The 24,721-nt window shown below is 57.3% G+C and carries 21 protein-coding genes and 1 tRNA gene; 15 read left to right on the top strand and 7 right to left on the bottom strand.

Features of this window, described 5'->3' with window-relative positions; translation table 11 throughout:
- Nucleotides 1–51: 51 nt before the first annotated feature.
- The 10 genes from xdhA to ACR0BD_RS08305 all read left to right on the top strand — a co-directional run bounded on the left by xdhA (nucleotide 52) and on the right by ACR0BD_RS08305 (nucleotide 10,706).
- Nucleotides 52–1,413 carry a xanthine dehydrogenase small subunit gene (xdhA, locus tag ACR0BD_RS08350; protein ID WP_480829934.1) on the top strand — a complete coding sequence of 454 codons (1,362 nt, stop codon included), beginning with the start codon at nucleotides 52–54 and terminating at the stop codon, nucleotides 1,411–1,413.
- Nucleotides 1,410–3,812, top strand: coding sequence for a xanthine dehydrogenase molybdopterin binding subunit (gene xdhB / locus ACR0BD_RS08345; RefSeq protein ID WP_480829933.1), 2,403 nt, complete (start codon nucleotides 1,410–1,412; stop codon nucleotides 3,810–3,812). Before xdhA ends, xdhB begins: the two co-directional genes overlap by 4 nt.
- Nucleotides 3,812–4,747, top strand: a complete 936-nt coding sequence (gene xdhC, locus ACR0BD_RS08340) for a xanthine dehydrogenase accessory protein XdhC (RefSeq protein ID WP_480829931.1) — start codon at nucleotides 3,812–3,814, stop codon at nucleotides 4,745–4,747. The genes xdhB and xdhC overlap by 1 nt, the downstream gene beginning before the upstream one ends.
- A complete protein-coding gene (locus tag ACR0BD_RS08335; RefSeq protein ID WP_480829929.1) occupies nucleotides 4,744–6,261 on the top strand; it encodes an ABC transporter ATP-binding protein in 1,518 nt (505 codons plus the stop codon). Before xdhC ends, ACR0BD_RS08335 begins: the two co-directional genes overlap by 4 nt.
- Before the next feature lie 35 nt (nucleotides 6,262–6,296).
- Entirely contained in the window at nucleotides 6,297–7,379 is a 1,083-nt protein-coding gene (locus tag ACR0BD_RS08330; protein ID WP_480829928.1) for an ABC transporter permease, read from the top strand.
- 1 nt (nucleotide 7,380) lies between these two features.
- Nucleotides 7,381–8,301, top strand: coding sequence for an ABC transporter permease (locus ACR0BD_RS08325; RefSeq protein ID WP_480829927.1), 921 nt, complete (start codon nucleotides 7,381–7,383; stop codon nucleotides 8,299–8,301).
- 31 nt (nucleotides 8,302–8,332) lie between these two features.
- Entirely contained in the window at nucleotides 8,333–9,406 is a 1,074-nt protein-coding gene (locus tag ACR0BD_RS08320) for a BMP family ABC transporter substrate-binding protein (protein WP_480696588.1), read from the top strand.
- Between the two features lie 174 nt (nucleotides 9,407–9,580).
- The gene (locus tag ACR0BD_RS08315; RefSeq protein WP_480829926.1) at nucleotides 9,581–9,976 is read left to right on the top strand and encodes a VOC family protein; all 396 of its coding nucleotides are present in this window, start codon (nucleotides 9,581–9,583) and stop codon (nucleotides 9,974–9,976) included.
- Nucleotides 9,977–10,007: 31 nt separating this feature from the next.
- On the top strand, nucleotides 10,008–10,322 hold the full coding sequence (locus tag ACR0BD_RS08310) for a muconolactone Delta-isomerase family protein (RefSeq protein WP_480707119.1): 315 nt from the start codon (nucleotides 10,008–10,010) through the stop codon (nucleotides 10,320–10,322).
- A 15-nt stretch (nucleotides 10,323–10,337) separates the two neighbouring features.
- Nucleotides 10,338–10,706, top strand: a complete 369-nt coding sequence (locus ACR0BD_RS08305; protein ID WP_480829924.1) for a ribbon-helix-helix domain-containing protein — start codon at nucleotides 10,338–10,340, stop codon at nucleotides 10,704–10,706.
- 63 nt (nucleotides 10,707–10,769) lie between these two features.
- Here the strand turns inward: ACR0BD_RS08305 and ACR0BD_RS08300 are convergent, their stop codons facing one another.
- The gene (locus tag ACR0BD_RS08300) at nucleotides 10,770–12,002 is read right to left on the bottom strand and encodes an HlyD family secretion protein (protein WP_480829923.1); all 1,233 of its coding nucleotides are present in this window, start codon (nucleotides 12,000–12,002) and stop codon (nucleotides 10,770–10,772) included.
- Nucleotides 12,003–12,004: 2 nt separating this feature from the next.
- Nucleotides 12,005–12,376, bottom strand: a complete 372-nt coding sequence (locus ACR0BD_RS08295) for a hypothetical protein (RefSeq protein ID WP_480696625.1) — start codon at nucleotides 12,374–12,376, stop codon at nucleotides 12,005–12,007.
- 153 nt (nucleotides 12,377–12,529) lie between these two features.
- Between ACR0BD_RS08295 and ACR0BD_RS08290 the strand changes: the two genes are divergently transcribed.
- A complete protein-coding gene (locus ACR0BD_RS08290; protein WP_480829922.1) occupies nucleotides 12,530–13,597 on the top strand; it encodes an NAD(P)/FAD-dependent oxidoreductase in 1,068 nt (355 codons plus the stop codon).
- Nucleotides 13,594–14,247, top strand: coding sequence for a DUF938 domain-containing protein (locus tag ACR0BD_RS08285; RefSeq protein WP_480829920.1), 654 nt, complete (start codon nucleotides 13,594–13,596; stop codon nucleotides 14,245–14,247). The genes ACR0BD_RS08290 and ACR0BD_RS08285 overlap by 4 nt, the downstream gene beginning before the upstream one ends.
- A 66-nt stretch (nucleotides 14,248–14,313) precedes the next feature.
- Here the strand turns inward: ACR0BD_RS08285 and ACR0BD_RS08280 are convergent, their stop codons facing one another.
- From ACR0BD_RS08280 to ACR0BD_RS08265, 4 genes are all read right to left on the bottom strand, one after another.
- Nucleotides 14,314–16,821, bottom strand: coding sequence for a GcvT family protein (locus ACR0BD_RS08280; RefSeq protein WP_480829918.1), 2,508 nt, complete (start codon nucleotides 16,819–16,821; stop codon nucleotides 14,314–14,316).
- Nucleotides 16,822–16,975: 154 nt separating this feature from the next.
- The gene (locus ACR0BD_RS08275) at nucleotides 16,976–18,373 is read right to left on the bottom strand and encodes an FAD-binding oxidoreductase (RefSeq protein ID WP_480829917.1); all 1,398 of its coding nucleotides are present in this window, start codon (nucleotides 18,371–18,373) and stop codon (nucleotides 16,976–16,978) included.
- 24 nt (nucleotides 18,374–18,397) lie between these two features.
- On the bottom strand, nucleotides 18,398–20,191 hold the full coding sequence (gene ggt / locus ACR0BD_RS08270) for a gamma-glutamyltransferase (RefSeq protein WP_480829915.1): 1,794 nt from the start codon (nucleotides 20,189–20,191) through the stop codon (nucleotides 18,398–18,400).
- 54 nt (nucleotides 20,192–20,245) lie between these two features.
- Nucleotides 20,246–21,232, bottom strand: coding sequence for a 2-hydroxyacid dehydrogenase (locus tag ACR0BD_RS08265; protein ID WP_480830221.1), 987 nt, complete (start codon nucleotides 21,230–21,232; stop codon nucleotides 20,246–20,248).
- 181 nt (nucleotides 21,233–21,413) lie between these two features.
- Between ACR0BD_RS08265 and ACR0BD_RS08260 the strand changes: the two genes are divergently transcribed.
- On the top strand, nucleotides 21,414–21,893 hold the full coding sequence (locus tag ACR0BD_RS08260) for an SH3 domain-containing protein (protein WP_480829913.1): 480 nt from the start codon (nucleotides 21,414–21,416) through the stop codon (nucleotides 21,891–21,893).
- Between the two features lie 20 nt (nucleotides 21,894–21,913).
- On the opposite strand, the gene ACR0BD_RS08255 is transcribed toward ACR0BD_RS08260, so the two are convergent.
- A complete protein-coding gene (locus ACR0BD_RS08255) occupies nucleotides 21,914–22,822 on the bottom strand; it encodes a haloalkane dehalogenase (protein WP_480829911.1) in 909 nt (302 codons plus the stop codon).
- 306 nt (nucleotides 22,823–23,128) lie between these two features.
- Between ACR0BD_RS08255 and ACR0BD_RS08250 the strand changes: the two genes are divergently transcribed.
- Nucleotides 23,129–23,203, top strand: a tRNA-Gln gene (locus ACR0BD_RS08250).
- A 405-nt stretch (nucleotides 23,204–23,608) separates the two neighbouring features.
- Nucleotides 23,609–24,682 (top strand): dsDNA nuclease domain-containing protein, encoded by a 1,074-nt coding sequence (locus ACR0BD_RS08245; protein ID WP_480829910.1) that lies wholly within the window; start codon nucleotides 23,609–23,611, stop codon nucleotides 24,680–24,682.
- Nucleotides 24,683–24,721 lie beyond the last annotated feature (39 nt).

The raw sequence follows: 24,721 nt of genomic DNA, 5'->3' as shown, positions 1-24,721 counted from the left end.
TCGAAGGAGGGCACCCAAGGGCGCAACCGGGTAAGGCGACGGGTTTCTCGAATGAACATCACGTTTCTTCTGAACGGAGAGACAGTGGAACTGGCGGATGTCGATCCGACGGCCACCCTGCTGGACTGGTTACGCGAGGATCGCGGCCTGACCGGCACCAAGGAAGGTTGCAATGAGGGCGATTGCGGAGCCTGCACCGTCATGGTGACGGATGAGGATGGTGCAAAGGCGCTGAACTCCTGCATCTTGTTCCTGCCGCAACTGCACGGCAAAGCCGTACGCACCGTCGAGGGCGCAAGCGGTCCAAACGGTGAGGCTCATCCGGTTCAGCAGGCGATGGTTGACCTGCATGGCTCACAATGCGGCTTCTGCACGCCGGGTTTTGTGATGTCGATGGTCGCGGGCCACACCAATGGTGCAACCGATCACGACACGCAGCTTGCTGGCAACCTGTGCCGTTGCACCGGCTATGCACCGATCATCCGCGCCGCCCAGGCTGCCGAGGGGCAGCCCGTCCCGGTTTGGGTAAAGGACAAACCCGTCGCGCCCCCTGCCGCGTCGCCGATGTTACCCGGATCATCGGATGAACTGTCAGCGGTCTACGCCCAGAACCCGAACGCCACTCTGATTGCAGGGGCAACGGATGTGGGCCTCTGGGTCACCAAGCAGCTGCGTGATTTGGACCCTGTGATTTTCCTCAACCGATGCGAGGATCTGAAGCAGATCACCATCACCGATGAGGAAACCCGCTTTGGCGCGATGGTCGACATGAACCGCATGGGCGACGCGCTGGCCGATCTGCATCCCTCCTATGCCGAAATGATCCGCCGATACGCCAGCGTTCAGGTGCGCCATGCCGCAACGGTTGGCGGGAACATCGCCAACGGCTCACCCATCGGAGACAACCCGCCCGCCCTGATCGCTTTGGGCGCGACCTTGCATTTGCGCAAGGGTGACACCCGCCGGGCTATTCCACTGGAAGATTTCTTCATAGACTACGGCCAGCAAGACCGCGCACCGGGCGAATTTGTCGAGGCTGTCAGCTTTCCCCGTCAGGCAGACCGCCTGAAAACCTACAAGCTCAGCAAACGGTTCGATCAGGATATTTCGGCCGTTTGCGGGTGTTTCAACATCACCGTTACGGATGGCTCTGTCTCAGCCGCGCGCATCGCGTTTGGTGGCATGGCCGGCATTCCGAAACGGGCAACCCATGTCGAGGCCGCACTCATCGGCAAACCTTGGACGCGCGAGACCATCGAGTCCGTGCTGCCTGCCTTTGCCGAGGATTATTCACCACTCACGGACATGCGCGCCTCGGCAACCTATCGTCTGGAAACCGCCAAAGCGATGCTGGAACGCTATTTCCTCGAAGATCAGGACGAAGTCACCAGCGTGTTGGAGGTGTCGGCATGAGCGTCGCAAAACCCCTCCCCCATGATGCGGCCCCGCTGCATGTGGCAGGTGCCGCGCGCTATGTGGATGACATCCCGACACCCAAAGGCACGCTGCATCTGGCGTTCGGCCTCAGCCCGATTGCCAAGGGCAGGATCACGGCAATGGACCTGTCGGCAGTCAAAGCCGCCGACGGAGTCGTCATGGTGATGACGGCGGATGACCTGCCTTTTGCAAACGATGTCTCGCCCTCGATACATGATGAACCGCTGCTGTCGGACGGCACGGTTCACTATATCGGCCAGCCCGTGTTTCTGGTCATCGCCACCAGCCATCTGGCCGCGCGCAAGGCAGCCCGTCTGGGCAAGATCGACTATGCCGAAGAAACGCCGATCCTGACGATAGAAGACGCCCTTGCCGCCGACAGCCGGTTCGAGGACGGCCCACGCATTTATGCCAAAGGTGATGCTGACGCAGCCATCGCCAGCGCACCCCACGTCATCGAAGGCACATTCGAACTGGGCGGGCAGGAGCATTTCTATCTGGAAGGTCAGGCCGCGCTGGCCGTGCCCAATGAGGGCGCGGATATGCTGGTGCACAGCTCAACCCAGCACCCGACCGAGATTCAGCACAAGGTGGCAGATGCGTTGGGCGTTCCAATGCACGCCGTCCGGGTTGAAACCCGACGGATGGGGGGCGGGTTTGGCGGCAAGGAAAGTCAGGGCAACGCCTTGGCCGTCGCCTGTGCCATTGCCGCCCGCGCGACGGGCAAAGCCTGCAAGATGCGCTATGACCGCGATGACGACATGATCATCACCGGCAAGCGCCACGCGTTTCGGATCGCTTACAAGGCCGGGTTTGACGAGAACGGCCATATTCAGGGCGTCTCATTCCATCACTACGTCATCTGCGGCTGGGCGCAGGATCTGTCTCTGCCCGTGGCCGACCGCGCGATGCTGCATTCGGACAACGCCTATCTGCTGCCCAACGCACGGATTGAAAGCCACCGGCTAAAGACCAACACCCAATCCGCCACTGCCTATCGCGGGTTCGGCGGTCCGCAGGGCATGGTCGGTATTGAACGCGTGATGGACCACGCCGCGCACGCGCTTGGGCTGGACCCGGTCGAACTGCGCCGTCGCAACTATTATGAGCCCGTGCATAAAGTGGCCGATCAGCCGCCGCATGAGAAACCTTTAGGCCATCCTGACCCGCACGAAGACCTGACCAGCCGTGGCGCTGTGGAAACTGGGAACGCCCCCGTTCGTCCCCTCCCCGCCGGCGGCAACACCACGCCTTACGGTATGGAGGTCAGCGATTTCGAATTGCATGGCATGACCGAAGCCTTGCTGAAATCCAGCGATTATGCCGCGCGCAAGGCTGCCATCGCAAACTGGAATACCGAGAATAGCGTGATCAAGAAGGGCATCGCCTTCTCTCCGGTCAAGTTCGGGATTTCCTTTACCCTGACGCACCTGAACCAAGCGGGGGCGCTAGTGCATGTGTATCAGGACGGATCGGTCCATCTGAACCATGGCGGCACCGAGATGGGACAAGGCCTGTTTCAGAAGGTCGCTCAGGTCGCCGCATCGCGCTTTGGCATCCCGTTGGATATGGTGAAGATCACTGCAACCGATACGGCCAAAGTGCCGAATACCTCGGCCACGGCGGCGTCTTCGGGCAGCGACCTGAACGGGATGGCGGTGAAAGCCGCCTGCGACACGATCCTTGATCGGATGGCTGACTATCTGGCCGAACGGCATCAGGCCGCTCCATCGGCAGTCACTTTCGCGGATGGGCACGTCTCGGTTGGCGGGGAACGCTATACCTTCGCCGAAGCCGCAGCACTGGCCTATCAGGGCCGTATCAGCCTGTCGGCAACCGGGTTCTACAAAACACCCAAGATCGAATGGGACCGGATCGCGGGTCGAGGGCGTCCGTTCTTCTACTTCGCCTATGGGGCCTCGGTGACCGAGGTGGCCATCGACACACTAACCGGCGAGAACCGCATCCTGCGCACCGACATCCTGTATGACGCGGGGGCCTCGCTGAACCCTGCGCTGGATATCGGACAGGTCGAAGGCGGTTATGTGCAGGGCGCAGGCTGGCTGACGACCGAAGAACTGGTCTGGGACGGCAAAGGCAACCTGCGTACGCATGCGCCATCGACCTACAAGATCCCGGCTTGCTCGGACCGCCCTGATATCTTCAACATCGCGCTTTGGGATGGCGAGAACCGCGAAGACACGATCTATCGCTCAAAAGCAGTGGGAGAGCCGCCCTTCATGCTGGGCATATCAGCGTGGCTGGCCCTGTCGAATGCGGTCGCAGCCTGTGGCGAAGGCTACCCGGCGCTGAACGCCCCTGCCACGGCCGAGGAAGTTTGGCGCGGCGTCCAAAGGATGAAGGGAGGCATCTGATGGGATTTGACCTTGAGGCTTTGAGGGAGGCGGTCAATACCCACGGGAAGGTTACCCGGGTTGTCATTGCTGCGATCAAGGGGTCATCCCCGCGCGAAGTTGGTACCGCAATGCTGGTTTGGAAGGACGGGCAAAGCGGAACAATAGGCGGTGGTACACTCGAATTTCAGGCGGCAAAGGCCGCGCGAAAACAAACCGGCCAACCCCGCCTGACCCACCACGCGCTTGGCCCTGACATGGGCCAATGCTGCGGTGGAGCAGTTTCGCTGTTCAGCGAAGTCTTTGATCTCAAAGCGGTCGAAGCGCTCGACGACACAGTTATCGCGCGATCGGCCTCGAAAGGTGAAATGCCTCTGTCCGTGAAACGGTTGCTTGCGACCGCGCGCGGTCAGGGGATTGCCCCCGAACCACAGCTGATCGACGGCTGGATGGTTGAGCCGGTCCACAAGCCGACCCGGAACCTGTGGATCTGGGGTGCTGGCCATGTGGGCCGGGCACTGGTGGATGTTCTGTCCCCCCTGCCCGACATCGCGATCACATGGGTCGACACCGGGCCCGAGCGTTTTCCGACCTCGGTCCCAGCGGGTGTCACCACGGTTCCAGTTGCCAAACCAACCGAACTGGTTCGCCATGCACCGCCCAATGCCGAGCATCTTGTGCTTACTTATTCACACAATTTGGACTTAGAGCTGTGCAACCGGCTGCTTTCCCATGATTTCCGCTTTGCGGGGCTGATCGGCTCGGCTACGAAATGGGCGCGATTCCGGTCGCGGCTGAAGGCTCTTGGTCATTCGCCCGAACGGATCGGCCGGATCACCTGCCCAATAGGCGATCCCGGTTTGGGCAAACACCCGCAGATGATCGCCGTTGGCGTCGCCGCGCAAATTCTGCGTCCGGCCCGACAGAAAGAGTTGAAGAAGGACCTGAGCGCGTGACCACTCCATTGCTAAGTTTGCAGGGGCTGACCAAAGCCTACCCCGGCGTTGTGGCCAATGATCAGGTGTCTTTCGACATCGGTGAAGGCGAAGTTCACGCCTTGTTGGGTGAAAACGGGGCTGGAAAATCCACTCTGGTGAAAATGATCTATGGGTTGGTAAAACCGGACAGCGGTGCAATGCTGCTGCGCAATCAACCTTTTGCCCCCAGCGAACCTCGGGCGGCGCGGGCTGATGGAATCGCGATGGTGTTCCAGCACTTCTCGCTGTTTGATGCGCTGAACGTGGCCGAAAACATTGCATTGGGCATGGAAAACCCTCCTGCAATGGGCGATCTGGCTTCGCGCATCCGAGAAGTGTCCGAGACCTATGGCCTGCCTCTTGATCCATTCCGCACAGTCGGTGATCTGTCTGCGGGGGAGCGTCAGAGGGTCGAAATTATCCGCTGCCTGCTGCAGGATCCAAAACTTCTGATCATGGATGAACCCACCTCGGTTCTGACCCCGCAAGAGGTTGAGATCCTGTTCGAAACTCTGAACAAATTACGGTCCGAGGGCACCTCGATCCTCTATATCTCACACAAACTGGAAGAGATCCGCACCCTGTGCGACCACGCGACGATCTTGCGATTGGGTAAAAACGTCGGCGAATGCATTCCGTCTGAAACCTCGGCACGGGATATGGCAGAAATGATGGTCGGCTCGACCCTGCAGACGCCTGAACGCATCGGGCGGGAATTCGGCGAGGTCGCGCTGGACGTCACCGGCCTGTCGGTCGGCTCGCCTTCTGAATTCGGCACCTCACTGCGAAACATCCACATGACAGTCCGGAAAGGTGAAGTTCTGGGGATCGGTGGCGTGGCTGGCAACGGGCAGGACGAATTGCTGGGCGTTCTGTCTGGTGAAATTCCGACAACTGCGGACGCGATCAAATTCAATGGCCAGCCCATTGGGAAACTTGGCCCAACAGCACGGCGCAAGCTGGGCGTTCTGACCGCACCCGAGGAACGCCTGGGTCATGCGGCCGCGCCGGATATGAGCCTGACGGAAAACGCTTTGCTGACAGGTTCCGTTCGCGAAAATCTGGAAAGCAATGGCTTTCTGAAATGGTCGGACACCAAGAGCTTTGCAGAGAAAATCATCAGTGCGTTTGACGTACGCACACCGGGTCCCGACAACGCTGCGCGTTCGCTCTCCGGCGGCAATCTGCAGAAGTTCGTGATTGGACGCGAGGTGCTTCAGAACCCAGATGTTTTGGTGGTGAACCAGCCAACATGGGGCGTGGACGCGGCCGCTGCAGCCGCGATCCGGCAGGCTATTCTGGATCTGGCCGCCAAGGGAACAGCCGTTGTCTGCATCAGTCAAGACTTGGATGAGCTGATGGAGATCTCAGACAGCTTTGCCGCGCTGAACGAAGGGCGGTTAAGCGCACCGCGCACAACGACTGGCCTGACGGTAGACGAAATCGGCCTGATGATGGGCGGCGCACATGGCATGGAGGTCGCCCATGTCTGATCCAAAACAAAAAACGACGACGGGGGTATGAGCAGATGATTGTGTTGGAGAAACGGCCACAGCCGTCCAAGGCGTGGTCCTACGCCACCCCGCTGGTCGCAGTGCTGGCAACAATGCTGTTCGGCGGCATCTTGTTCGCCATTCTGGGCAAGAACCCGGTTGAGGCCATCGGCACTATCTTTTGGGAGCCTCTGTTCGGCGAGTTTTCCTTTTATTACCGCCCTCAGCTGCTGGTGAAGGGCGCGCCGCTTGTGCTGATCGCGATCGGTCTTTCACTGGGGTTTCGCGCGGGCATCTGGAATATCGGTGCCGAAGGGCAGTACATCATGGGCGCCATTTTCGGTGCCGGGGCAGGCTTGGCGTTTTATCCGCTGGACGCATGGTTTGTCTTCCCGATCATGATCCTTGCCGGGGCGTTTGGCGGCTGGTTGTGGGCGATGATCCCCGCTTTCTTAAAGGTTCGGTTTGGCACGAATGAGATCCTCGTCTCGCTCATGTTGGTGTATGTGGCCGAACAGATGCTGGCTTCGGCCTCACTGGGTCTGCTCAGGAACCCTGAGGGGCTTGGATTTCCCGGCTCGCGCAACTTGCAACAATACGAAAGCGCCCATAATGCCGAGCTGATTACCGGCTCAGGCATGCATTTGGGCGTCGTCGTCGCGCTGATCGCTGTGATCTTTGCCTATGTCTTGCTGAACAGACACATGCTGGGCTTTCACATCCGCCTGACAGGAGAAGCGCCCCGCGCCGCCAAATTTGCCGGTGTTAACCCTGCTAGACTGATCCTGTTTTGTCTGGGTATGTCAGGTGCACTGGCAGGCCTTGCCGGTATGTTCGAGGTGTCCGGCCCCTCTGGTGTGGTCAGCATAGATTTCAACGTAGGCTATGGCTTTACGGCGATCATCGTGGCCTTTCTGGGTCGCCTGCACCCGGTGGGTATTCTGCTGGCCGGTGGCCTAATGGCACTGACATACATTGGCGGCGAGATCGCGCAGTCTCAGCTGGGTCTGCCGGCCGCAGCCATTCAGGTGTTTCAGGGAATGTTGCTGTTCTTTCTGTTGGCCTTCGATCTTCTGACAAACTACCGCATCCGTGCGGCCCGTAGCGAGGTAGCGTGATATGGACTTAGGTGAAATCAATCCCGTCCTTCTGGTTGCCTCGCTGATGGTGGCCGCAACCCCGCTGCTGCTGGCTGCAATCGGAGAGCTGGTCGTTGAAAAAGCGGGCGTCCTAAATCTGGGCGTCGAGGGTATGATGATCGTCGGAGCCATCAGCGGCTTTGCAATCTCGGTCGAGACCGGATCGCCGTGGCTGGGCTTTGTCGCAGCAGCGGTCGGAGGCGCGGCCCTGTCCTTGCTGTTCGTGTTGCTGACGCAGGTCGCGCTGGCAAACCAAGTGGCAAGTGGCCTTGCACTGACGCTGTTTGGTTTGGGTTTCAGCGCGCTGATGGGGCAAGGCTATGTCGGGGTCAAACCCCCTGACATGGAAGAAATCCATATTCCAGTCATCAGCGATCTGCCGGTGATCGGTCCGATCCTGTTCCAGCACGACCCGATCCTATATGTCGGCATCGCCTTGACGGCCGCAGTCTGGGCAACGCTGAAATACACGCGCATCGGCCTGATCCTGCGCGCAGTTGGCGAAAACCACGATGCGGCCCATGCGCTTGGCTACAAGGTGATCAAGATTCGCATCATGGCGATCATGTTTGGCGGGGCCTGTGCGGGCATGGGTGGCGCATATATCAGCCTGATCCGCGTCCCGCAGTGGACCGAGGGCATGACTGCCGGTGTCGGCTGGATCGCCCTTGCACTGGTGGTCTTTGCCAGCTGGAAACCATGGCGGGCATTGCTAGGTGCCTATTTGTTTGGCGGCATCACCGTTCTGCAGCTCAATTTACAGGCAGCGGGCGTTGCCATTCCAGTCGAGTATCTGGCAATGTCGCCCTACATCATCACGATCCTTGTGCTTGTGATCCTTTCGGCCGACAAGAGCAGCGCACCTGCCTCACTGGGCCGGATCTTCCATGCCTCACACTAGGGGCCAACTGAACCAACTTGGGGAGTAACACATGAAATTCACCACTCTACTGACAAGCGCTGCTGTGGCGCTGGGTCTGGCGACTGGCGCCATGGCCGAAGACAAGACAAAGGTCGGCTTTGTCTATGTCGGCCCCGTGGGCGATGGCGGCTGGACCTACGAGCACAATAAGGGTCGTCTGGCAGTCGAAGAGCATTTTGGCGACAAGGTCGAAACCGTATTCGTTGAGTCCGTCCCCGAAGGCCCGGACGCCGAGCGTGTGATGACCCAAATGGCGCTTGAAGGGGCGGATCTTATCTTTACCACCTCGTTTGGTTACATGGACCCAACGATCAACGTGGCCAAGAAATTCCCGAACGTGAAGTTCGAGCACGCAACCGGCTACAAGACAGCCGACAACGTGTCGGTCTACTCGGCCCGGTTCTATGAAGGTCGCGCCGTACAGGGCCATATCGCTGGCAAGATGACCAAGACGAACACAATCGGCTACATCGGCTCTTACCCGATCCCCGAAGTGATCCGCGGCATCAACTCGGCCTTTCTGCACGCAAAAGCCGTGAACCCTGATGTCGAGTTCAAGATTGTCTGGGCCTACACTTGGTTCGACCCCGCCAAAGAAGCGGACGCGGCAACTGTTCTTATCGAACAGGGTGCGGATGTGATCCTGCAGCACACAGACTCCACAGCACCGCAGGCCGCAGCACAAGAAGCCGGTAATGTTGTTACCTTTGGTCAGGCATCGGACATGAGCGAATACGGTCCGTTCCCGCGCGTATCATCCATCATCGACAACTGGGCGCCCTACTACATCGCACGTACGCAAGCGGTGATTGACGGCTCTTGGGAAACCGTGAACACATGGGACGGCATCAAGGAAGGCATGGTTGAGATCGGCGAGATCTCGGACGCCGTGCCAGCCGATGTCAAAGAAGAAGCACTGGCGATGAAGGCCGCAATGGCTGCGGGTGAATACCACCCCTTCACCGGTCCGATCAAAAAGCAGGACGGCAGTGACTGGCTGGCCGAGGGCGAAGTGGCTGACGACGGCACACTGGCAGGCATGAACTTCTATGTTGAAGGCCTGGAAGGCGAAATTCCGCAGTAAGCTACCGAATGTAGTTGTCAAAAGGCCCGCGCAGCGTCGCGGGCCTTTTTTTGTGTAAAAGGTCCAACAATTAGGTACCAATTTTCAATCGCTTAAAGATTAATTGGCCACGTATTAACCCGGTAATACCACTCGCCGCCGTTCCCTCGCTAGAAAGCAGCAAGGAGGTGACGCATGGCGAAACTAGCACACAGTATGATCCGCGTGACAGACGAGAGTCGCTCTGTCCAATTCTACGAGGCCGGCTTTGGCCTACAGATCAAAGACAGGCTCGATTTTGAAAGCTTCACCCTAATCTACATGATCTCGCAAGGCACAGGTTTTGAGCTGGAGCTGACCGTCAACAAAGGTCGAACCGACCCTTACGATCTTGGGGATGGCTACGGGCATATCGCCTTTGTTGTCGACGATCTGGAGGCTTCGAAAGAACAGGTCGCTGCTGCCGGTGGATCCCCAAAAGACATTGTCGATTTTCAACCCGGTGGAACACGTCTGGCGCGGTTCTTCTTCGCGTCCGATCCAGATGGGTACCAGATCGAGGTGATCGAAAAAGGCGGGCGCTTCGTCTGAATATCTGAAAAGCAACTATCAGGAGGACATGATGCTTTACCAACTGAACTTTAACGTTGAATACGATGCCAGCATGGCGCAGCAGGGCTTGCTGGGCGTTTGGGCTGAAGAGGCCGAAGCTGCCTTGGGCGCCAAATCGGCCGGAGTTGTCAAAGATTTGTGGAAGGTTGTGGGCGAGCGCAAGGTGACTGCGGTTGTCGACGTCGAAGACCCGGATACATTGGATCGTATCCTGTTCGATTTGCCGATCATGCAAAAGATGGGTCATCATGTAACGGTCGAGGTAAAATCCTTGCGTCGGTACGAGGACTTTGCTGCAGACGTCAAGGAACGTATCGGACGCTAAACCCGGAGAAAACCAATGTGCCAGTTGTTTATCGATGCCGATCCGGCGCTCTGGACCTCACACACAAGATCCTTCCGAATGGACGGTATGGTCACCAGCGTACGTCTGGAAGAGCTTTTCTGGCGCACTCTGGAAACGATTGGCGCGAGGGACACGCTGACCGTTCCACAATTACTGCACAGGTTGTACAATGAGAGCTTGGACGCCGGGCACGACGTTGGAAACTTCACCTCGTTTCTTCGGGTTTGTTGCCTGCGGTATCTGGACCTGCAACTCCGAGGTCTGATCCCAACCGAAGCGCATGTGAATCTGTCACTGCTACCTGCAGCCGATATTCTTTCTTTAGAGAATGCGGCCAGAAGCAAAAACGCACCCAAGTTATAAGGATTGTGGGTAGCGCACTTGATTTGCGCTACCCACAAGCAGGTCATTGTAAGACCTGAGGGGTCAGTGCCCCGACAAAACCAGCGTGTTGACCGGCATCAGGATAAGCCGCAATCGCAGGCCTGCGGCGTGGACGACACCAATAGTGCCCACCACGTGCAAAAAGGCGGATTCCCAAAAACCAAGGTCTTCATGCTCAAGCCGTTCGTGATTGTCGGTATAGACATTGGCTAGGCAGTTACTGCCCGGCGGGATGTCATCCGCCATGCCCTTATACAGGGGCTCCATAAACACCAGGATCGAGCCCGGGTTTGTGTTGTTCTGAACATCACGCAGCTCGTCTGACGGCCTTATCTGCCCCGAGGCGATCACGTCCTGCACTTCGACGACGACCATCGGGATGACGGTAAAAGGTTTTGTCATACAGCCCAACTCACCGATCATACCGGGTTTGATGACCTGAGCTGACAACTGGTTGAAGGCAGCCTGAAAACGATCGTGGCCGGAATTTGATGGAACAAGGATGCCCGCCGGTCGGAGTAGCGGGCTAACATAATCCCCAACCTGCAACCCGAACTGCTCGACCCGTCCTGTAACGCCCGCGCTAACCACGGTCTTGTCCAATTCAGTTAGGGCCGCGTCCAACTGCGCGTTGGCACTGGCCATCTGGGCTGGGATCAACTCTTCGATCTGCTGAACGACTGCCGCCTGCTGGGCCTGAGCGGCAACCAATTGGGCCTCGCGTTCGGCAACAACATTCTCCAACCGATCAATCTCGGCCAGCCTAACGGCGCTGGACCCTTCGTCGCGAAGTGTGGTGTTGCGTTCGAGATCTTCCAGCGCCTGATCCAGCGCGGCCTTTGCACCGGCAATTCCAGCGGTGGCTTCAGCCAAGTCTGTCTCAGCCACCTTAAGCGATGCCTGAACCTGCGCGATTTGCGCGTTGGCGGCCTCGACCATCGCGGTTTGGCTGAAGTCCTCGATCCGGAAAATCGGCTGTCCTGCAACAACCTGTTGGTTGTTGGTCACATAAACCTCGGACACCCGCCCACCCAGCTGCGGCAGGATCGTTACCGTCCGGAAATAAGACGCCGCTGTCCGGCTGGCCGGGTGAAAATAGAACAGGGTCGTAATGACGGTCAGCGCCAGAATTGCACATGTCGTCAGCCCCCAACGCAGTTCATACCACATCGTGAACAGGGTAATTTCATGCCCAATTCGTTTTCCCTGCACAAATCGGCGGAATAAATAGTCAGGCAGCACTGTCACCAGCGCGCACATCAATGTCTCAAGCATATTTAGTGCTCCTGCTGGGCCGTGGTTTCGACAGGTTGCGCCGGTTCAGATCGTTGCGGACCAAGTGAGCGGATTGCATCCGCAATAGCCCGCAAGGGCGCCCCGACGTCCGGGAACTGGAACCCTGCAACCAAAATGGCCGCGACCCAGAACAACCCATTGTGGGTAAACAAGGCCAACAACGCCAAAATGCCAACAAGCTGAAACTGTGGGTGATTTGATTTGTGCGCGAGCTTTTCAGGGATCGAATGCAGGGTGAAATAACCGACCCCGAGCAGAATGATCACGATAACTGTAAAAACGAACATGAACGTCAAAAGAAAATCACTGCCGTCCGCTTGGGTCACGTAGGACGGAATATGTCCAGTGGCCATCGGGTGTAAATCTGCTGTGCTCACCCTGCCCTCCTATTTTTGTGCGCCTCTTGTTTGGATGGGTTGAAGCGCAATTTCAAGCCTGCTTAGTATGAGCTGGGCTTCGATAAAACCAGCTTTCCGACCTTTATGCCCTGTTCCGAACGAGGTGATATGATTGACTTTCTGATCATCGGTGGCGGCATTGCAGGACTAAGCGCAGGTGCGCGATTGTCAGAGTTTGGTGCAGTGACCGTGCTCGAGGCCGAAGCGGTTCTGGGATACCACGCGTCCGGTCGCTCTGCCGCATTGTTCGAAGAAAGCTATGGCCCTTCATCCGTTGTCGCCCTGAACAGGGCCGGTGCAGACTTCCTTCATCAAGGGGGATACCTGTCGCCGCGTGGTCTGATGCTGGTCGCGGGTCAGCGACAATCAAATGTATTTCATCAAGACCTGCGCGATCTGAATATGCAGGTCATCGATGTGCCCGAAGCGGTGGCACGTGTTCCGATCCTTGACCCGAAGGTCGTTCGCCATACCGCCGTTAGCGCTTCGGCTTTTGACGTCGACACTGATCTGGTGATGCAGGATTTCGCGCGAGAAATTCGTAAGAACGGCGGGGAAATTCACACCCGCCAAAAGGTAACGTCCCTGCGGCGGGACCGGCACTGGGTTGTCGAAGCAGGTCTAAACTATGAAACCCGCAATATCGTTAACGCAGCAGGCCCGTGGGTAGACGAAATCGCAGCAATGGCTGGCATATCACCGATAGGGATCTCGCCACGCCGCCGATCCATGGCCCGCATTCCTGCTCCGGGTGGTCACGACGTGCGGGATTGGCCGATGATGCTTGGTGCTGGAGAAAGCTGGTATGCCAAGCCGGACGCAGGCAAATTGATCGTCTCTCCGTCAGAGGCTGACCCGGTTGAACCACATGACGCGTTCGCCGATGACATGGTCCTTGCAGAAGGACTGGCCCGCTACGAAGAGTTGATGACGGAACCCGTAACACGAGTCGAGGCGAACTGGGCTGGGCTGCGCAGTTTTTCACCAGATGGAACGTTGGTATTGGGCCCCGACCCGCGTGATCCGACGTTCATTTGGTCAGCCGGTCAAGGCGGATACGGGTTTCAGACCTCACCCGCAGCCTCGAAACTGGTTGCTGATCTGGTCGCTGGGTGCCCACCCGAACTGGACGACGCGACCGTCAAAGCGCTGGGGCCGGAAAGACTCGGACGATGAGCAAACGCATCTTTCCCGCGCATATCAGCAGCGTGAACAGCGCTCAGAACGGCCGTTTGGTCGCGCAGGCAGCGCTTCGAAATGTTGAACCTTTGTGCGATTTGCTGGTGCAATGGACCCCGACCCACGGAAAAGCCCTTGAGATCGCAAGCGGCACTGGCCAGCATGTGCAGGCTTTCGCGCGATGTCTGCCCGAAGTGCACTGGCAACCGTCTGAGGTCGAACCTGACAGGCGGGAGAGTATTAACGCCTACACCGCCAGCCTTACCAACGTGTCAGATGCCGTAATTCTAGATGCCACGGAGGACGGTTGGAGCCGCTCCTACGGCGGTCAGGACCTTATTGTGCTGATCAACCTGACGCACTTAATCAGTTGGTCTGAGACACAAAAGATACTGACCGAAGTTGCACTGGCCCTTAATCCCAATGGCCGCTTTGTTCTTTATGGGCCTTTTATGCGTGCCGGTCGCTTGATCAGTGACGGGGATCAGCGTTTTCATCAAGCGTTGGTTCAGCAGGATGCAGAGATCGGTTACAAGAACGATGCGGACATCACCAATTTTCTACGCTCGCAGGGCCTGACGCTGCTGCAAGCGGTTGAGATGCCCGCAAACAATCTGGCCTTCGTCGTGGAAAAGCCGGCGGTGTGATTTGGATTCAAACCCAACACCTGTACCAAAGAAAAGGCCCCGGAGTGTTCCGAGGCCTTTGATAAGTTAACCGTCCTTGCGGATGGTTTCATTCTTTGGATCGTATGGGCTGTCGCAAGTCACGACCGCATCCCACAGCTTGTCCTGCATCTTGACCTTCAGCTTGGTCCCTTCAACTGCCAGCTCAGGCTTCACATAGCCCATGCCGATGGATTTCTCGAAGGCCACCGAATAGCCGCCCGAAGTCAGACGACCGACGCGCTCACCTTCTGGCGTGTACAGCGCCTCACGACCCCACGGATCGGCATCGTCCGGCCCGTCGATCAGCAAGGTACAGCATTTGACGCGCACACCGGTCTCTTCCAGCTTGTCCTTGCCGTGGAAATCCTTGGACAGGTCGACAAAACGCGGCAGGTCAGCCTCAAGCGGAGTCGCGTCGCGACCCAGTTCAGTGCCGAAGGCGCGATAGGATTTTTCCTGACGCAGCCAGTTCTGCGCGCGCGCACCGACCAGTTTCATACCATGCTTCTCACCGGCCTTTTCCAGCAGGTCGAACAGGTAGTTCTGCATTTCGATCGGGTGATGCAGTTCCCAGCCCAACTCACCGGTATAGGCCACGCGGATCGCGTTCACAGGGCACATACCCAGTTCGATCTGACGGGCCGACAGCCACGGGAAGCGCTTGTTGGACAGAGCGGTTTCCGGATCGGCGTCTTTGATGACCTCTTTCAGAACGTCACGGGACTTGGGTCCGGCGATTGCGAAGACGCCCCACTGGGTGGTCACGTCCTGGATTTCGATATAGCCGAACTCCTCCATCTTGTCCTCGGCCGCCTTACGCAGATAGTCCGCGTCGTACTCGGTCCAGGCACCGGCAGAGACGATGTAGTAATTGTTCTCACCATTGCGGACGATGGTATATTCGGTACGGGTGGTGCCGTGCGAGGTCAACGCGTAGGTCAGGTTGATACGACCGATCTTGGGCAGCTTGTTGCAGGTGAACCAATCCAGGAACTGGGTGGCACCAGGGCCTTTAACGACATGTTTTGTGAAGGCCGATGCGTCGATCAGGCCCACGCCTTCGCGGATCGCCTTGGCTTCTTCGACGGCGTATTGCCACCAGCCACCACGACGGAACGAGCGGCTTTCTTTGTCGAAATTGTCCGACGCATCCAGCGGCCCGAAATAGTTCGGACGTTCCCAGCCGTTGACCCAGCCGAACTGAGCACCGCGCGCTTTCTGCCGGTCATAGGCCGGAACGGTCCGCAACGGACGGCAGGCTTCGCGCTCTTCATCGGGGTGGTGCAGGATGTAGACGTGCTCATAGCACTCTTCGTTCTTGCGGGCCGCGAACTCGGTGGTCATCCAGTTGGACGAATACCGTTTGGGGTCCAGCGAGGCCATGTCGATCTCGGCTTCGCCATCCACCATCATCTGGGCCAGATAGTAGCCGGTGCCGCCTGCAGCGGTGATCCCGAAGCTGAAGCCCTCGGCCAGCCACATGTTGCGCAGGCCCGGAGCCGGACCAACCAGCGGGTTACCGTCTGGGGTGTAGCAGATCGGGCCGTTGAAATCGTCTTTGAGACCTGAGTCAGCGCAGGAAGGAACCCGTTCGGCCATCGCCATGTACTGATCCGCGATCCGGTCAATATCCAATGGGAACAAGTCCGCGCGGAAGCTGTCCGGCACGCCATGTTCAAAGCGCGCAGGCGCGCCGTGTTCGTAGATGCCCAGAATCCAGCCACCGCGTTCCTCACGGGCATAAGATTCATTGTCTGCATCCCGCACAACGGGGTGTTCCGGGTTGCCAGCTTCACGCCATTTGACCAGCTCAGGGTCTTTGTCCATGACGATGAACGTGTGCTCAACCGGGATCGCGGGCATTTTGATGCCCAGCATCTTGGCGGTGCGCTGCGCGTGGTTGCCCGATGCGGTCACAACGTGTTCGGCGGTGATGACGACCTGCTCATCCGAGGGTACTAGGTTGCCGCCCTGCTCGACCATCTTGGTGCAGGTGACTTCCCAATGGGTACCGTTCCAGTGGAAGGCATCAGCCTGCATCTTGCGCACGATATCCACGCCACGTTGACGGGCACCTTTGGCCATGGCCTGAGTCACGTCGGCGGGGTTAATATAGCCGTCCTCGGTGTGATAGATCGCGCCTTTCAGGTCGCCGGTTTCGATCAGTGGCCAGCGTTCCTTGATCTGATCCGGGGTCAGCCATTCGTATTTGACGTCGCAAGTTTCGGCGGTCGAGGCATAAAGCATGTACTCGTCCATACGGTCCTGCGTCTGTGCCATGCGCAGGTTGCCGACCACGGCGAAGCCCGCGTTCAGGCCGGTTTCTTCCTCAAGCGTTTTGTAGAAATCGACCGAATACTTGTGGATGTGGGTCGTCGCATAGGACATGTTGAACAGCGGCAGCAGGCCAGCCGCGTGCCAGGTGGAGCCGGATGTCAGTTCATCCCGTTCGATCAGCATCACATCATCCCAGCCAGCCTTGGCCAGGTGATATGCGATCGAGGTTCCGATGGCGCCACCGCCAACGACCAGTGCTTTGACTTGGGTTTTCATTCGCCCGTACTCCGGATTGAATCTGTTTGGCAGGAGTTATGCCCAACAGAACCACGCACCGCAAAATCCACCCGACGCTATTGGGTGCAAAACCGACCTTTTTCTGACGCTATTGAACCAGTTGGGAAAGTTATGGGCTGGCCGGGTCGGCGTTTTATAGAATCTTTCCCGGATTCATGATGCCATCCGGATCAAGCGCCGCCTTGATAGCCGCCATATACCGCGTGCTTTCACCCAGTTCTTTCTCAAGGTATGGCCGTTTGCCCTGTCCGATTCCATGCTCACCCGTACAGGTTCCGTCCATCGAAATCGCCAGTTCGTTCAACCAGCCGACGAATTCATCGGCCTTGGTTACCTCGTCTGGATTTTCCATATCGATCAGCAGCAATGTGTGAAAATTCCCGTCTCCGACATGGCCGACCATCGGTGCCAACAGGCCCAGCGCTTCGGCCTTGTTCTGGGATTGGGTCACGCAATCAGCCAAACGCGAGATTGGAACACATACATCCGTAGATATCCCGCGCGCACCGGGGCGCAGTTGCAGGCAAGCCCAGTACATGTCGTGCCGCGCCTGCCATAGCTTGTTACGCTCTTCAGTTGTCGACGTTGCTGCAAAGTCGGTTCCGCCGAACTCTTCCGCGATCTGACCAAAGGTTTCGGCCTGCTCGACTGCACCGCTTTCGGATCCGTGGAACTCTAAAAGCAGCAGCGGCGTTTCGGGCAGCGTCAGGTTGGAATAGGCATTGGCTGCCTTGACGGACATTTCGTCCAACAGCTCGATCCGAGCGACGGGTACACCATATTGGATTGTCGTCATGACCGCCTGACATGCCGCGTCCACGGTCGGGAAAGAACAGCGCGCGGAACTGATCGCTTCGGGGATGCCCTGCAAGCGCAACGTGATTTCCGTGATTATGCCCAGCGTCCCTTCGGCGCCGATCAGCAAGCGCGTCAGATCATACCCGGCCGACGATTTCTTGGCGCGCTGCCCGGTTCGGATGATCTGCCCGTCGGGCATCACGGCCTCAAGACTAAGGATGTTGTCCTTCATTGTTCCGTAGCGCACCGCATTGGTCCCCGAAGCCCGCGTCGCAGCCATGCCACCGAGCGAAGCGTTCGCGCCGGGATCAATCGGAAAGAACAACCCCTGATCGCGCAGATGCGTATTCAAGTCTGCGCGTGTCACGCCCGGCTGGACAACGCAATCAAGATCATCGGCGTGCACGGCCAGAACCTTGTTCATCTGTGTCAGATCAACCGAGATACCGCCCGCAGGCGCGTTCACATGCCCTTCCAGCGATGTGCCGGTACCGAATGCGATGACCGGCACTTTATGCATGGCGCAGGCTTTGACGATTTCGGACACTTCTTCCGTGGAATGCGGAAAAACCACCGCATCGGGGGGCTGATTTTCAATCCAAGTGGTCGTGTGTCCATGCTGCTCGCGAATGGCGTGACCGGTTTGCAGGCGGTCGCCGAACCTTTGTTTCAGAATACCGACGACCGTTTGTATCCCATCATCGTTCCGAGCTAGCGCGACTGCCTGCACCATCCTTCTCCTCCTGATTTGTGGGCTTTATTCACCCAAAGCGATGCCTTCGCGCCGTGGATCAGCGCCGCCGGTCAAGACGTCTCCGATCTCGATCGCGTGCAGACCTGATGTAAGATCGCGAGGGTTCACTTCGTATCCCAGTTCGGTCAGCGCATCCGAGAACCCCTCGGCCGCGGTTCCCTGTTCGAGGTCATAGGTTCCGAACCGGTTTACGAGATGCGGTAGGGACAAAGCCTGTTGCACATCCATATCCCAATCTGCCCAGGCGATGATCGACTTGGCGACATAGCCGATAATACGACTGCCCCCCGGTGAGCCGATGGCCAGAACCGGTTTTCCATCTTCCATTACGATTGTCGGGCTCATCGAAGACCGCGGGCGCTTGCCCGGCTCCAACCGGTTGGCGATTGGAACACCGTTGCTGTGGGTCTTGAACGAGAAATCCGTCAGTTCATTGTTCAGAAGGAACCCGTTGGTCATAAGACGCGACCCGAACCCGTTTTCGATCGTTGTCGTCATGGAAAGGACGTTTCCGTACTGGTCCACGATCGAAATATGTGAGGTGGACGGCAGCTCAATCGACACATCATCCCCCCAGTTCGAGGCGTGTTCGAATTCCGGATTGCCCGGTTCCACGTCGATCAAAGCGGCGTTTTCACCCAGCAGGGCGCCGCGTTCGGCCAGATATTCCGGATCAACCAGACCTTTGGTCGGCATAGGTACATAGTCGTGATCGGCCATGTACCGCCCGCGATCCGCAAAGGCCAGGCGGGACGCATCCCCAATCAAACGCCATGTGTCATAGCTTTGGGGGCCGGACGCCGCCAGATCATAGCCGTTCAACATACCTAGTATCTGCCCGACAGTAAGAGCGCCCGAAGATGGCGGACCCATCCCGCAGACCTCATAAACGCGGTAGGCAGCACAAACCGGCTCACGTTCGATTACCTGATACAGGGCAAGATCAATACCAGACAGAACGCCGGGATTTCCCGGTGCATTGCGCACGGTGTTGACGATCCCGGCTGCGATCTCACCCCCATAAAAACCCGCCGCGCCCTCACTGGCCAATGTACGCAGCGTTTCTGCATAGGCAGGATTCATCAGCCGCTGCCCCTGCTCTAATGGTTTGCCATCCGGCAGGAAGTACTCGGCCGTTACAGGAAACCGCGATAGGCGTTCGGCGTCATTTTCAACCAAACTGGCCAAACGCGGAGAAACAAGGAACCCTTCATCTGCCAGAGTTATCCCCTCGGCGAACAGGCTCGGCCACGGGCTGCGGCCCCAGCGGCGATGGGCCTCTGCCAACAGGGCCGGCGTTCCGGGTGTACCGACGGACAGGCCGCCGACAACGGCATCAAAGAACTGCAGAGGTTCGCCGTTTTCGTCCTGAAACAATCTATGGTTTGCTTCCAATGGCGCGGTTTCGCGCCCATCCAGTGTCGTCAATTTTCCAGTCGCGGCGTCATACCAAACCAAAAAAGCACCGCCGCCAAGCCCGGATGACTGAGGTTCAACCAGCCCCAAAACCACCTGTACGGCGACCATCGCATCCGCAGCCGAGCCACCGGCCCGCAACACCTTGGCCCCAGCCTCGACTGCCAACGGGTTGGCTGCGGCCACCATCCAGTTTTGGGACGTAACCGGTTTTCCGGCCAATTTCGCCTCGAGAGACGCGATCACTTCCTCGGTCAGGCCTTGAACCTCTCCCTCGGAACCGCCTTCGGGCGCGACGGCGTCTGCTGCCTCTTGTGCAAATGACGTGCCCGAGAAGGCCATCAGCGACAGAACCAATCCAGAAATCAGACTTTTCTTCATAGTATCCTCCTGAAAAAAACTTTGCTTGCCGGCCCGCGCTGCAGCAGCCGACATTTACAACATGGCCGGGACCACCTGATCAGGTGGACGGTGACCATCTTCAAAGGTCTTGATATTGATGATGACTTTTTCGCCCATCTCAATTCGACCTTCCAATGTAGCCGAACCCATATGGGGCAGTAGAACAACGTTGGGCAATTGCCGCAATCGCGGGTTCACATCCGTTCCGTGTTCATAAACATCCAAACCGGCACCGGCGATTTCGCCGGAACGGATCATGCGGGTCAACGCGTTCTCGTCGATCACTTCTCCGCGCGATGTATTCACGATGACTGCGGATGGCTTCATCAATTTCAAACGCCTTGCGTTCATCAGGTGAAACGTCGAAGGGGTCGATGGGCAATTGATGGATATAACGTCCATCCGAGCGACCATTTGGTCAAGGCTCTCCCAATATGTGGCCTCAAGCGCTTGTTCCGTTTCCGGGCGCAACCTGCGGCGATTGTGGTAATGCACCTGCATGCCAAAGGCACGTGCGCGGCGGGCCACGGCCTGCCCGATGCGCCCCATACCCAAGATACCAAGTCGACGCCCGCCGATGCGCCCACCCAACAGCGCATTCGGAGCCCAGCCTTCCCATTCACCCTGCTGCATAACGCTCAGGCCTTCGGGGATGCGGCGCGTGACGGCAAGGATCAACGCCATCGTCATGTCCGCGGTATCATCCGTCAGAACACCCGGTGTGTTCGAAACAAGAATTCCACGCTGGCGCGCAGTGGCGACATCAATATTGTCCACCCCTGCCCCGTAATTGGCAATCAGGCGTAACTTTTCTCCGGCCTGCCCCAGCAATCCACCGTCGATGGTGTCGGTCACCGTCGGCACAAGGACATCCGCTGTTTTGACGGCTTCGACAAGCTCTTCCCGTGACATCGGAGCGTCATCCATGCGCAGGCGCACATCGAACAATTCGCTCAACCGGGTCTCAACCGCCTCGGGCAACCGTCGCGTAACGACAACACTCAGACGTTCTCTTGGCACTTGTGCTCCCCCACTGCTTTGCAAACCTTCGCGCGCCATGGCATCGTGGCGCAGGATAAGGCGGGGCACAAGAACCCCAGCCACATTGAGACGACCTTTTTTCGAAACAAGATCAACAGGCAGCAAGAGCAGACAGTCCGTGAGTGGTATTAGACCCGCAAGTCGCCAGCTGGTGGCGCTGATGAGTGTGATTCTAATTGCGATCGGCGCAACTGACGCCATCGCGCAGGAAAAACGTGGGCAGGTTACCAACCTACCCTTGCCGCGTTTTGTTTCGATGAAGGCGGCTGAGGGCAATGTGCGCCGTGGCCCGTCGCTAACCCACAGAATCGATTGGGTATTCAAACGGCGCGGCATGCCACTGCAAATCACTGCCGAATACGGGAACTGGCGAAAGGTTCAGGACCGGGACGGCGCAGGTGGCTGGGTACACTATGCTCTGCTGTCAGGTGTTCGGACTGTCCTGATCGAGGCCGACATGCTGCCGGTCTATTCCAACCCGAATCCCAACTCGCAGGTCAGTGCGCAATTCGAAACGGGCGTCGTTGCCCGTTTGGGAAGTTGCACAATCGATTGGTGCCATGTCTCGGCAAGTGGTTACAAAGGCTGGACCCTCAAATCCAACCTTTGGGGCGTTGATCCGGCAGAGATTCGGGAATAGCGCGCGGTTTTCCCACAAACTCAAGATGTCCGTGCAATAAACGCACAGGTCAATTCAACCAATTCGGCACCCACGTCTTCCTGTAGAAAATGCCCCGCGTTCGGCAACAGGGTGTGCGGTTGACCTGCGGCACCGGGACAGAGTTTCTGAAACACCTTATCAATTCCCGCCATCACTTTGTCATCCGCGCCAAAGGCCGTCAGGACCGGGGTCTGCAATCCCTGAATCACATTCCAAGCTTTCCGGTTCGGCTCCGCCTCGGGATCATCGGGCGAGCTTGGGACAAGCATTGGAAACTGTCGCGCACCGGCTTTGTAGCTTTCGTCTGGAAACGGCGCGTCATAGGCGGTGCAAACGGCATCAGACAGTTGGCTTTCGGTACCGCCTTGCAATATCCCGCCGGCAGGAAAGACAGGGACATTCTGGCTAAATTCACGCCAGTTTTCGAAAGCCGCCCCCATAGGCTGATCCCCTGTCGGCAAAGCCGTGTTCGCAACAACAATTCGCGCGAACCGATCGGGCATTTCCGCCCATAGTCGCAGACCGATCAACCCACCCCAATCCTGACAGACCAGATTAACATCGTGCAGATCCGTCTTGCGCAACCACTCACCCATCCACGCGACGTGCCGTGCATAAGTGTAATCGCTCCGCTCTGTCGGCTTGTCCGACCTGCCGAACCCAATCAAATCTGGAGCGATTGCCCGGTACCCCTGCCGCACAAACCCCGAAATCATATGGCGATAGAGGTAAGACCAGCTGGGTTCACCATGCATCATCAACACAGGGCGCGCATCACGAGGACCCTCGTCCACATGATGAACCCTCAGGGTCCCGCCTTCGGTATCGTCGACCTGTGTATAGTGTGGCGCGAAATCGTAGTCCGTCAGTCCCTCAAAGCGATCGTCGGGTGTACGTAGAAATTTCATGTTTCACCTTTGCGCAGGTTCTCAGGTCATATGTCTGAGCGCCACGTGACCATTCCCAGTGTCACCTCACAATACCGAATATCGTGGTTCAAGCACTTCGAACCGACCAACCCGATACCTGAGAGCATAGTACCAAGCTGGCGCGTTAAGCTCTAGCCATGGGCAAAATCAACCACTTATGCCAAGCTGCTTCATGCAGTCACGTACGCACCATAAAGGTCCGGAATTTTTTTTGAGGCAGCCTCCATTTTTTGCTGGAAAGGACTTGAACCCCGCAAACAACAATCGTAGATAGCGCCACACCGTTGGGGTGTAGCCAAGTGGTAAGGCAGCGGTTTTTGGTACCGTGTATCGTAGGTTCGAATCCTACCACCCCAGCCACAAAACTTCATAAATGTGCCGTCCGGCATGAATCGCAACTTGTCCGGCGAGAGATGCGACTTTTGACGGGTAAGAACGCGACTTCAACCAATTTTGACACTTTTGAGGGTTGCTTCCTCACTCACGTGGCGTGTTCTCACGTTTCCAAGAACTGCCCCCGATAGACGAGGCCCGCTGGATATGGAATCGGCACCCAGGGCAGAAACTGGACGCTGCTGCACGTGCGAGACGTTGGGCCTGAGGAACCGAAAATGGACATTCAGACGCGGGTTGTTCCATTACGCTGGAGGAAACGTTTTGTGGTCAAAGGCCTTTGCGTGAGTTCGATGTGATTTTGGTTTGCATCTTCGCTTATCAACTTTAGGGTGTGAGGCAAGTTTCTGTTTTTGAATTGGGTGTTTTAGGGTGTCGCAGCAACTACTTGAAGAGATGTTGAAAAAGCCGCAGCGCGAAACCGCTGGAGCTGACACGAGCCTGCGGTTCGACTATCAGAAAAACTGGGCTTTTTGCGAAATGATAAAGAAGCATTTGGAAGGTGCTGACTATCTGGTTGCATTCGAATATCACGACGATGTGGTCTTCATGGAACCGAACGACGACCCACAGAACGTCGACTTTTGCCAGGTCAAAACACAGAAGTCATCTTCAAGCGTCACCTTGGGGTTCTATTTGGCCCGCGCCAAGGCAAAAGAAGGCAGAAAGCCTTCAATCCTTGGCAAAATGTTCGAAAACTTCGATGGCATCTGCACCGGGCACAAGGTCAAGACAGTTCTTGTTTCAAATGTACCGTTTTCGTTTTGTGGCAGCAATTCGCGCGCCACCGATCTCAAGGCAAGCGATGTAAAAAAGATCAAAGAAAAACTCTCCGACGAGCTATCAGACTTTGATGAGGAACGCCTAAACAACGTTTACTTTCTTACAACTGGAGTCTCGCTGGATGCCATGCAGAGCTTCCTAATGGGCGAAGTATCCGAGCTGTTCAAGATGGAGCTTGGAGAAGGCCATGGGGTCAACATGCACGCGTGGACTAGGTTGGTGCAGGACGAGATCAATCGTAAGAATAACGTCGATTCTGAGACGATTTCTTCAACCGATGATCTTAAGGCAAAGAAATGCGTTGACCGGAAGTTTCTTTCGAACACAATCCAACTGGCTGCGAACAACACAACTCGCGTCCCTGATATGACGTTGGTGAATGCCGAACTGAAGGAAGCAGGGTGGGTTGCTGTCGACCTTATGAAAATGGGGAAAAAGATCTCCAACGCGGTAGCTGACTACACCAATCCAACAAACGGCGACGCCGAGGAACTTAAGACGCGCCTCGAACATCACTTCCATACGGAGGCGGAAGAGGCGCTACCCGGTTTCCTTGCAAGCGCCTTGTCAAACATTGCGGAATTGACAGACGGCTTACCCTTATACAGTGAAAAGTTCTATTTCTTGGCGTTTGCCGTGATTGTGTTCAATGAAGAAATTTAATTTCCATAAACTCATTAGAAACCTAAGAAAAGGTCGCGA

This window comes from Ruegeria sp. G5 (genome assembly GCF_056533365.1).
This window is presented reverse-complemented; position numbering and strand designations above follow the sequence as displayed.

Excerpts from the sequence above, each read along its gene's own strand:
- ACR0BD_RS08280 (WP_480829918.1), bottom strand. The coding sequence starts at position 16,821 with ATGAAAACCCAAGTCAAAGCACTGGTCGTTGGCGGTGGCGCCATCGGA.
- ACR0BD_RS08320 (WP_480696588.1), top strand. The coding sequence starts at position 8,333 with ATGAAATTCACCACTCTACTGACAAGCGCTGCTGTGGCGCTGGGTCTG.
- ggt (WP_480829915.1), bottom strand. The coding sequence starts at position 20,191 with ATGAAGAAAAGTCTGATTTCTGGATTGGTTCTGTCGCTGATGGCCTTC.
- ACR0BD_RS08285 (WP_480829920.1), top strand. The coding sequence starts at position 13,594 with ATGAGCAAACGCATCTTTCCCGCGCATATCAGCAGCGTGAACAGCGCT.
- ACR0BD_RS08255 (WP_480829911.1), bottom strand. The coding sequence starts at position 22,822 with ATGAAATTTCTACGTACACCCGACGATCGCTTTGAGGGACTGACGGAC.
- xdhC (WP_480829931.1), top strand. The coding sequence starts at position 3,812 with ATGGGATTTGACCTTGAGGCTTTGAGGGAGGCGGTCAATACCCACGGG.
- ACR0BD_RS08325 (WP_480829927.1), top strand. The coding sequence starts at position 7,381 with ATGGACTTAGGTGAAATCAATCCCGTCCTTCTGGTTGCCTCGCTGATG.
- xdhB (WP_480829933.1), top strand. The coding sequence starts at position 1,410 with ATGAGCGTCGCAAAACCCCTCCCCCATGATGCGGCCCCGCTGCATGTG.
- ACR0BD_RS08300 (WP_480829923.1), bottom strand. The coding sequence starts at position 12,002 with ATGCTTGAGACATTGATGTGCGCGCTGGTGACAGTGCTGCCTGACTAT.
- ACR0BD_RS08330 (WP_480829928.1), top strand. The coding sequence starts at position 6,297 with ATGATTGTGTTGGAGAAACGGCCACAGCCGTCCAAGGCGTGGTCCTAC.
- ACR0BD_RS08260 (WP_480829913.1), top strand. The coding sequence starts at position 21,414 with ATGAGTGTGATTCTAATTGCGATCGGCGCAACTGACGCCATCGCGCAG.
- ACR0BD_RS08305 (WP_480829924.1), top strand. The coding sequence starts at position 10,338 with ATGTGCCAGTTGTTTATCGATGCCGATCCGGCGCTCTGGACCTCACAC.
- ACR0BD_RS08295 (WP_480696625.1), bottom strand. The coding sequence starts at position 12,376 with ATGGCCACTGGACATATTCCGTCCTACGTGACCCAAGCGGACGGCAGT.
- ACR0BD_RS08275 (WP_480829917.1), bottom strand. The coding sequence starts at position 18,373 with ATGGTGCAGGCAGTCGCGCTAGCTCGGAACGATGATGGGATACAAACG.
- ACR0BD_RS08310 (WP_480707119.1), top strand. The coding sequence starts at position 10,008 with ATGCTTTACCAACTGAACTTTAACGTTGAATACGATGCCAGCATGGCG.
- xdhA (WP_480829934.1), top strand. The coding sequence starts at position 52 with ATGAACATCACGTTTCTTCTGAACGGAGAGACAGTGGAACTGGCGGAT.
- ACR0BD_RS08290 (WP_480829922.1), top strand. The coding sequence starts at position 12,530 with ATGATTGACTTTCTGATCATCGGTGGCGGCATTGCAGGACTAAGCGCA.
- ACR0BD_RS08315 (WP_480829926.1), top strand. The coding sequence starts at position 9,581 with ATGGCGAAACTAGCACACAGTATGATCCGCGTGACAGACGAGAGTCGC.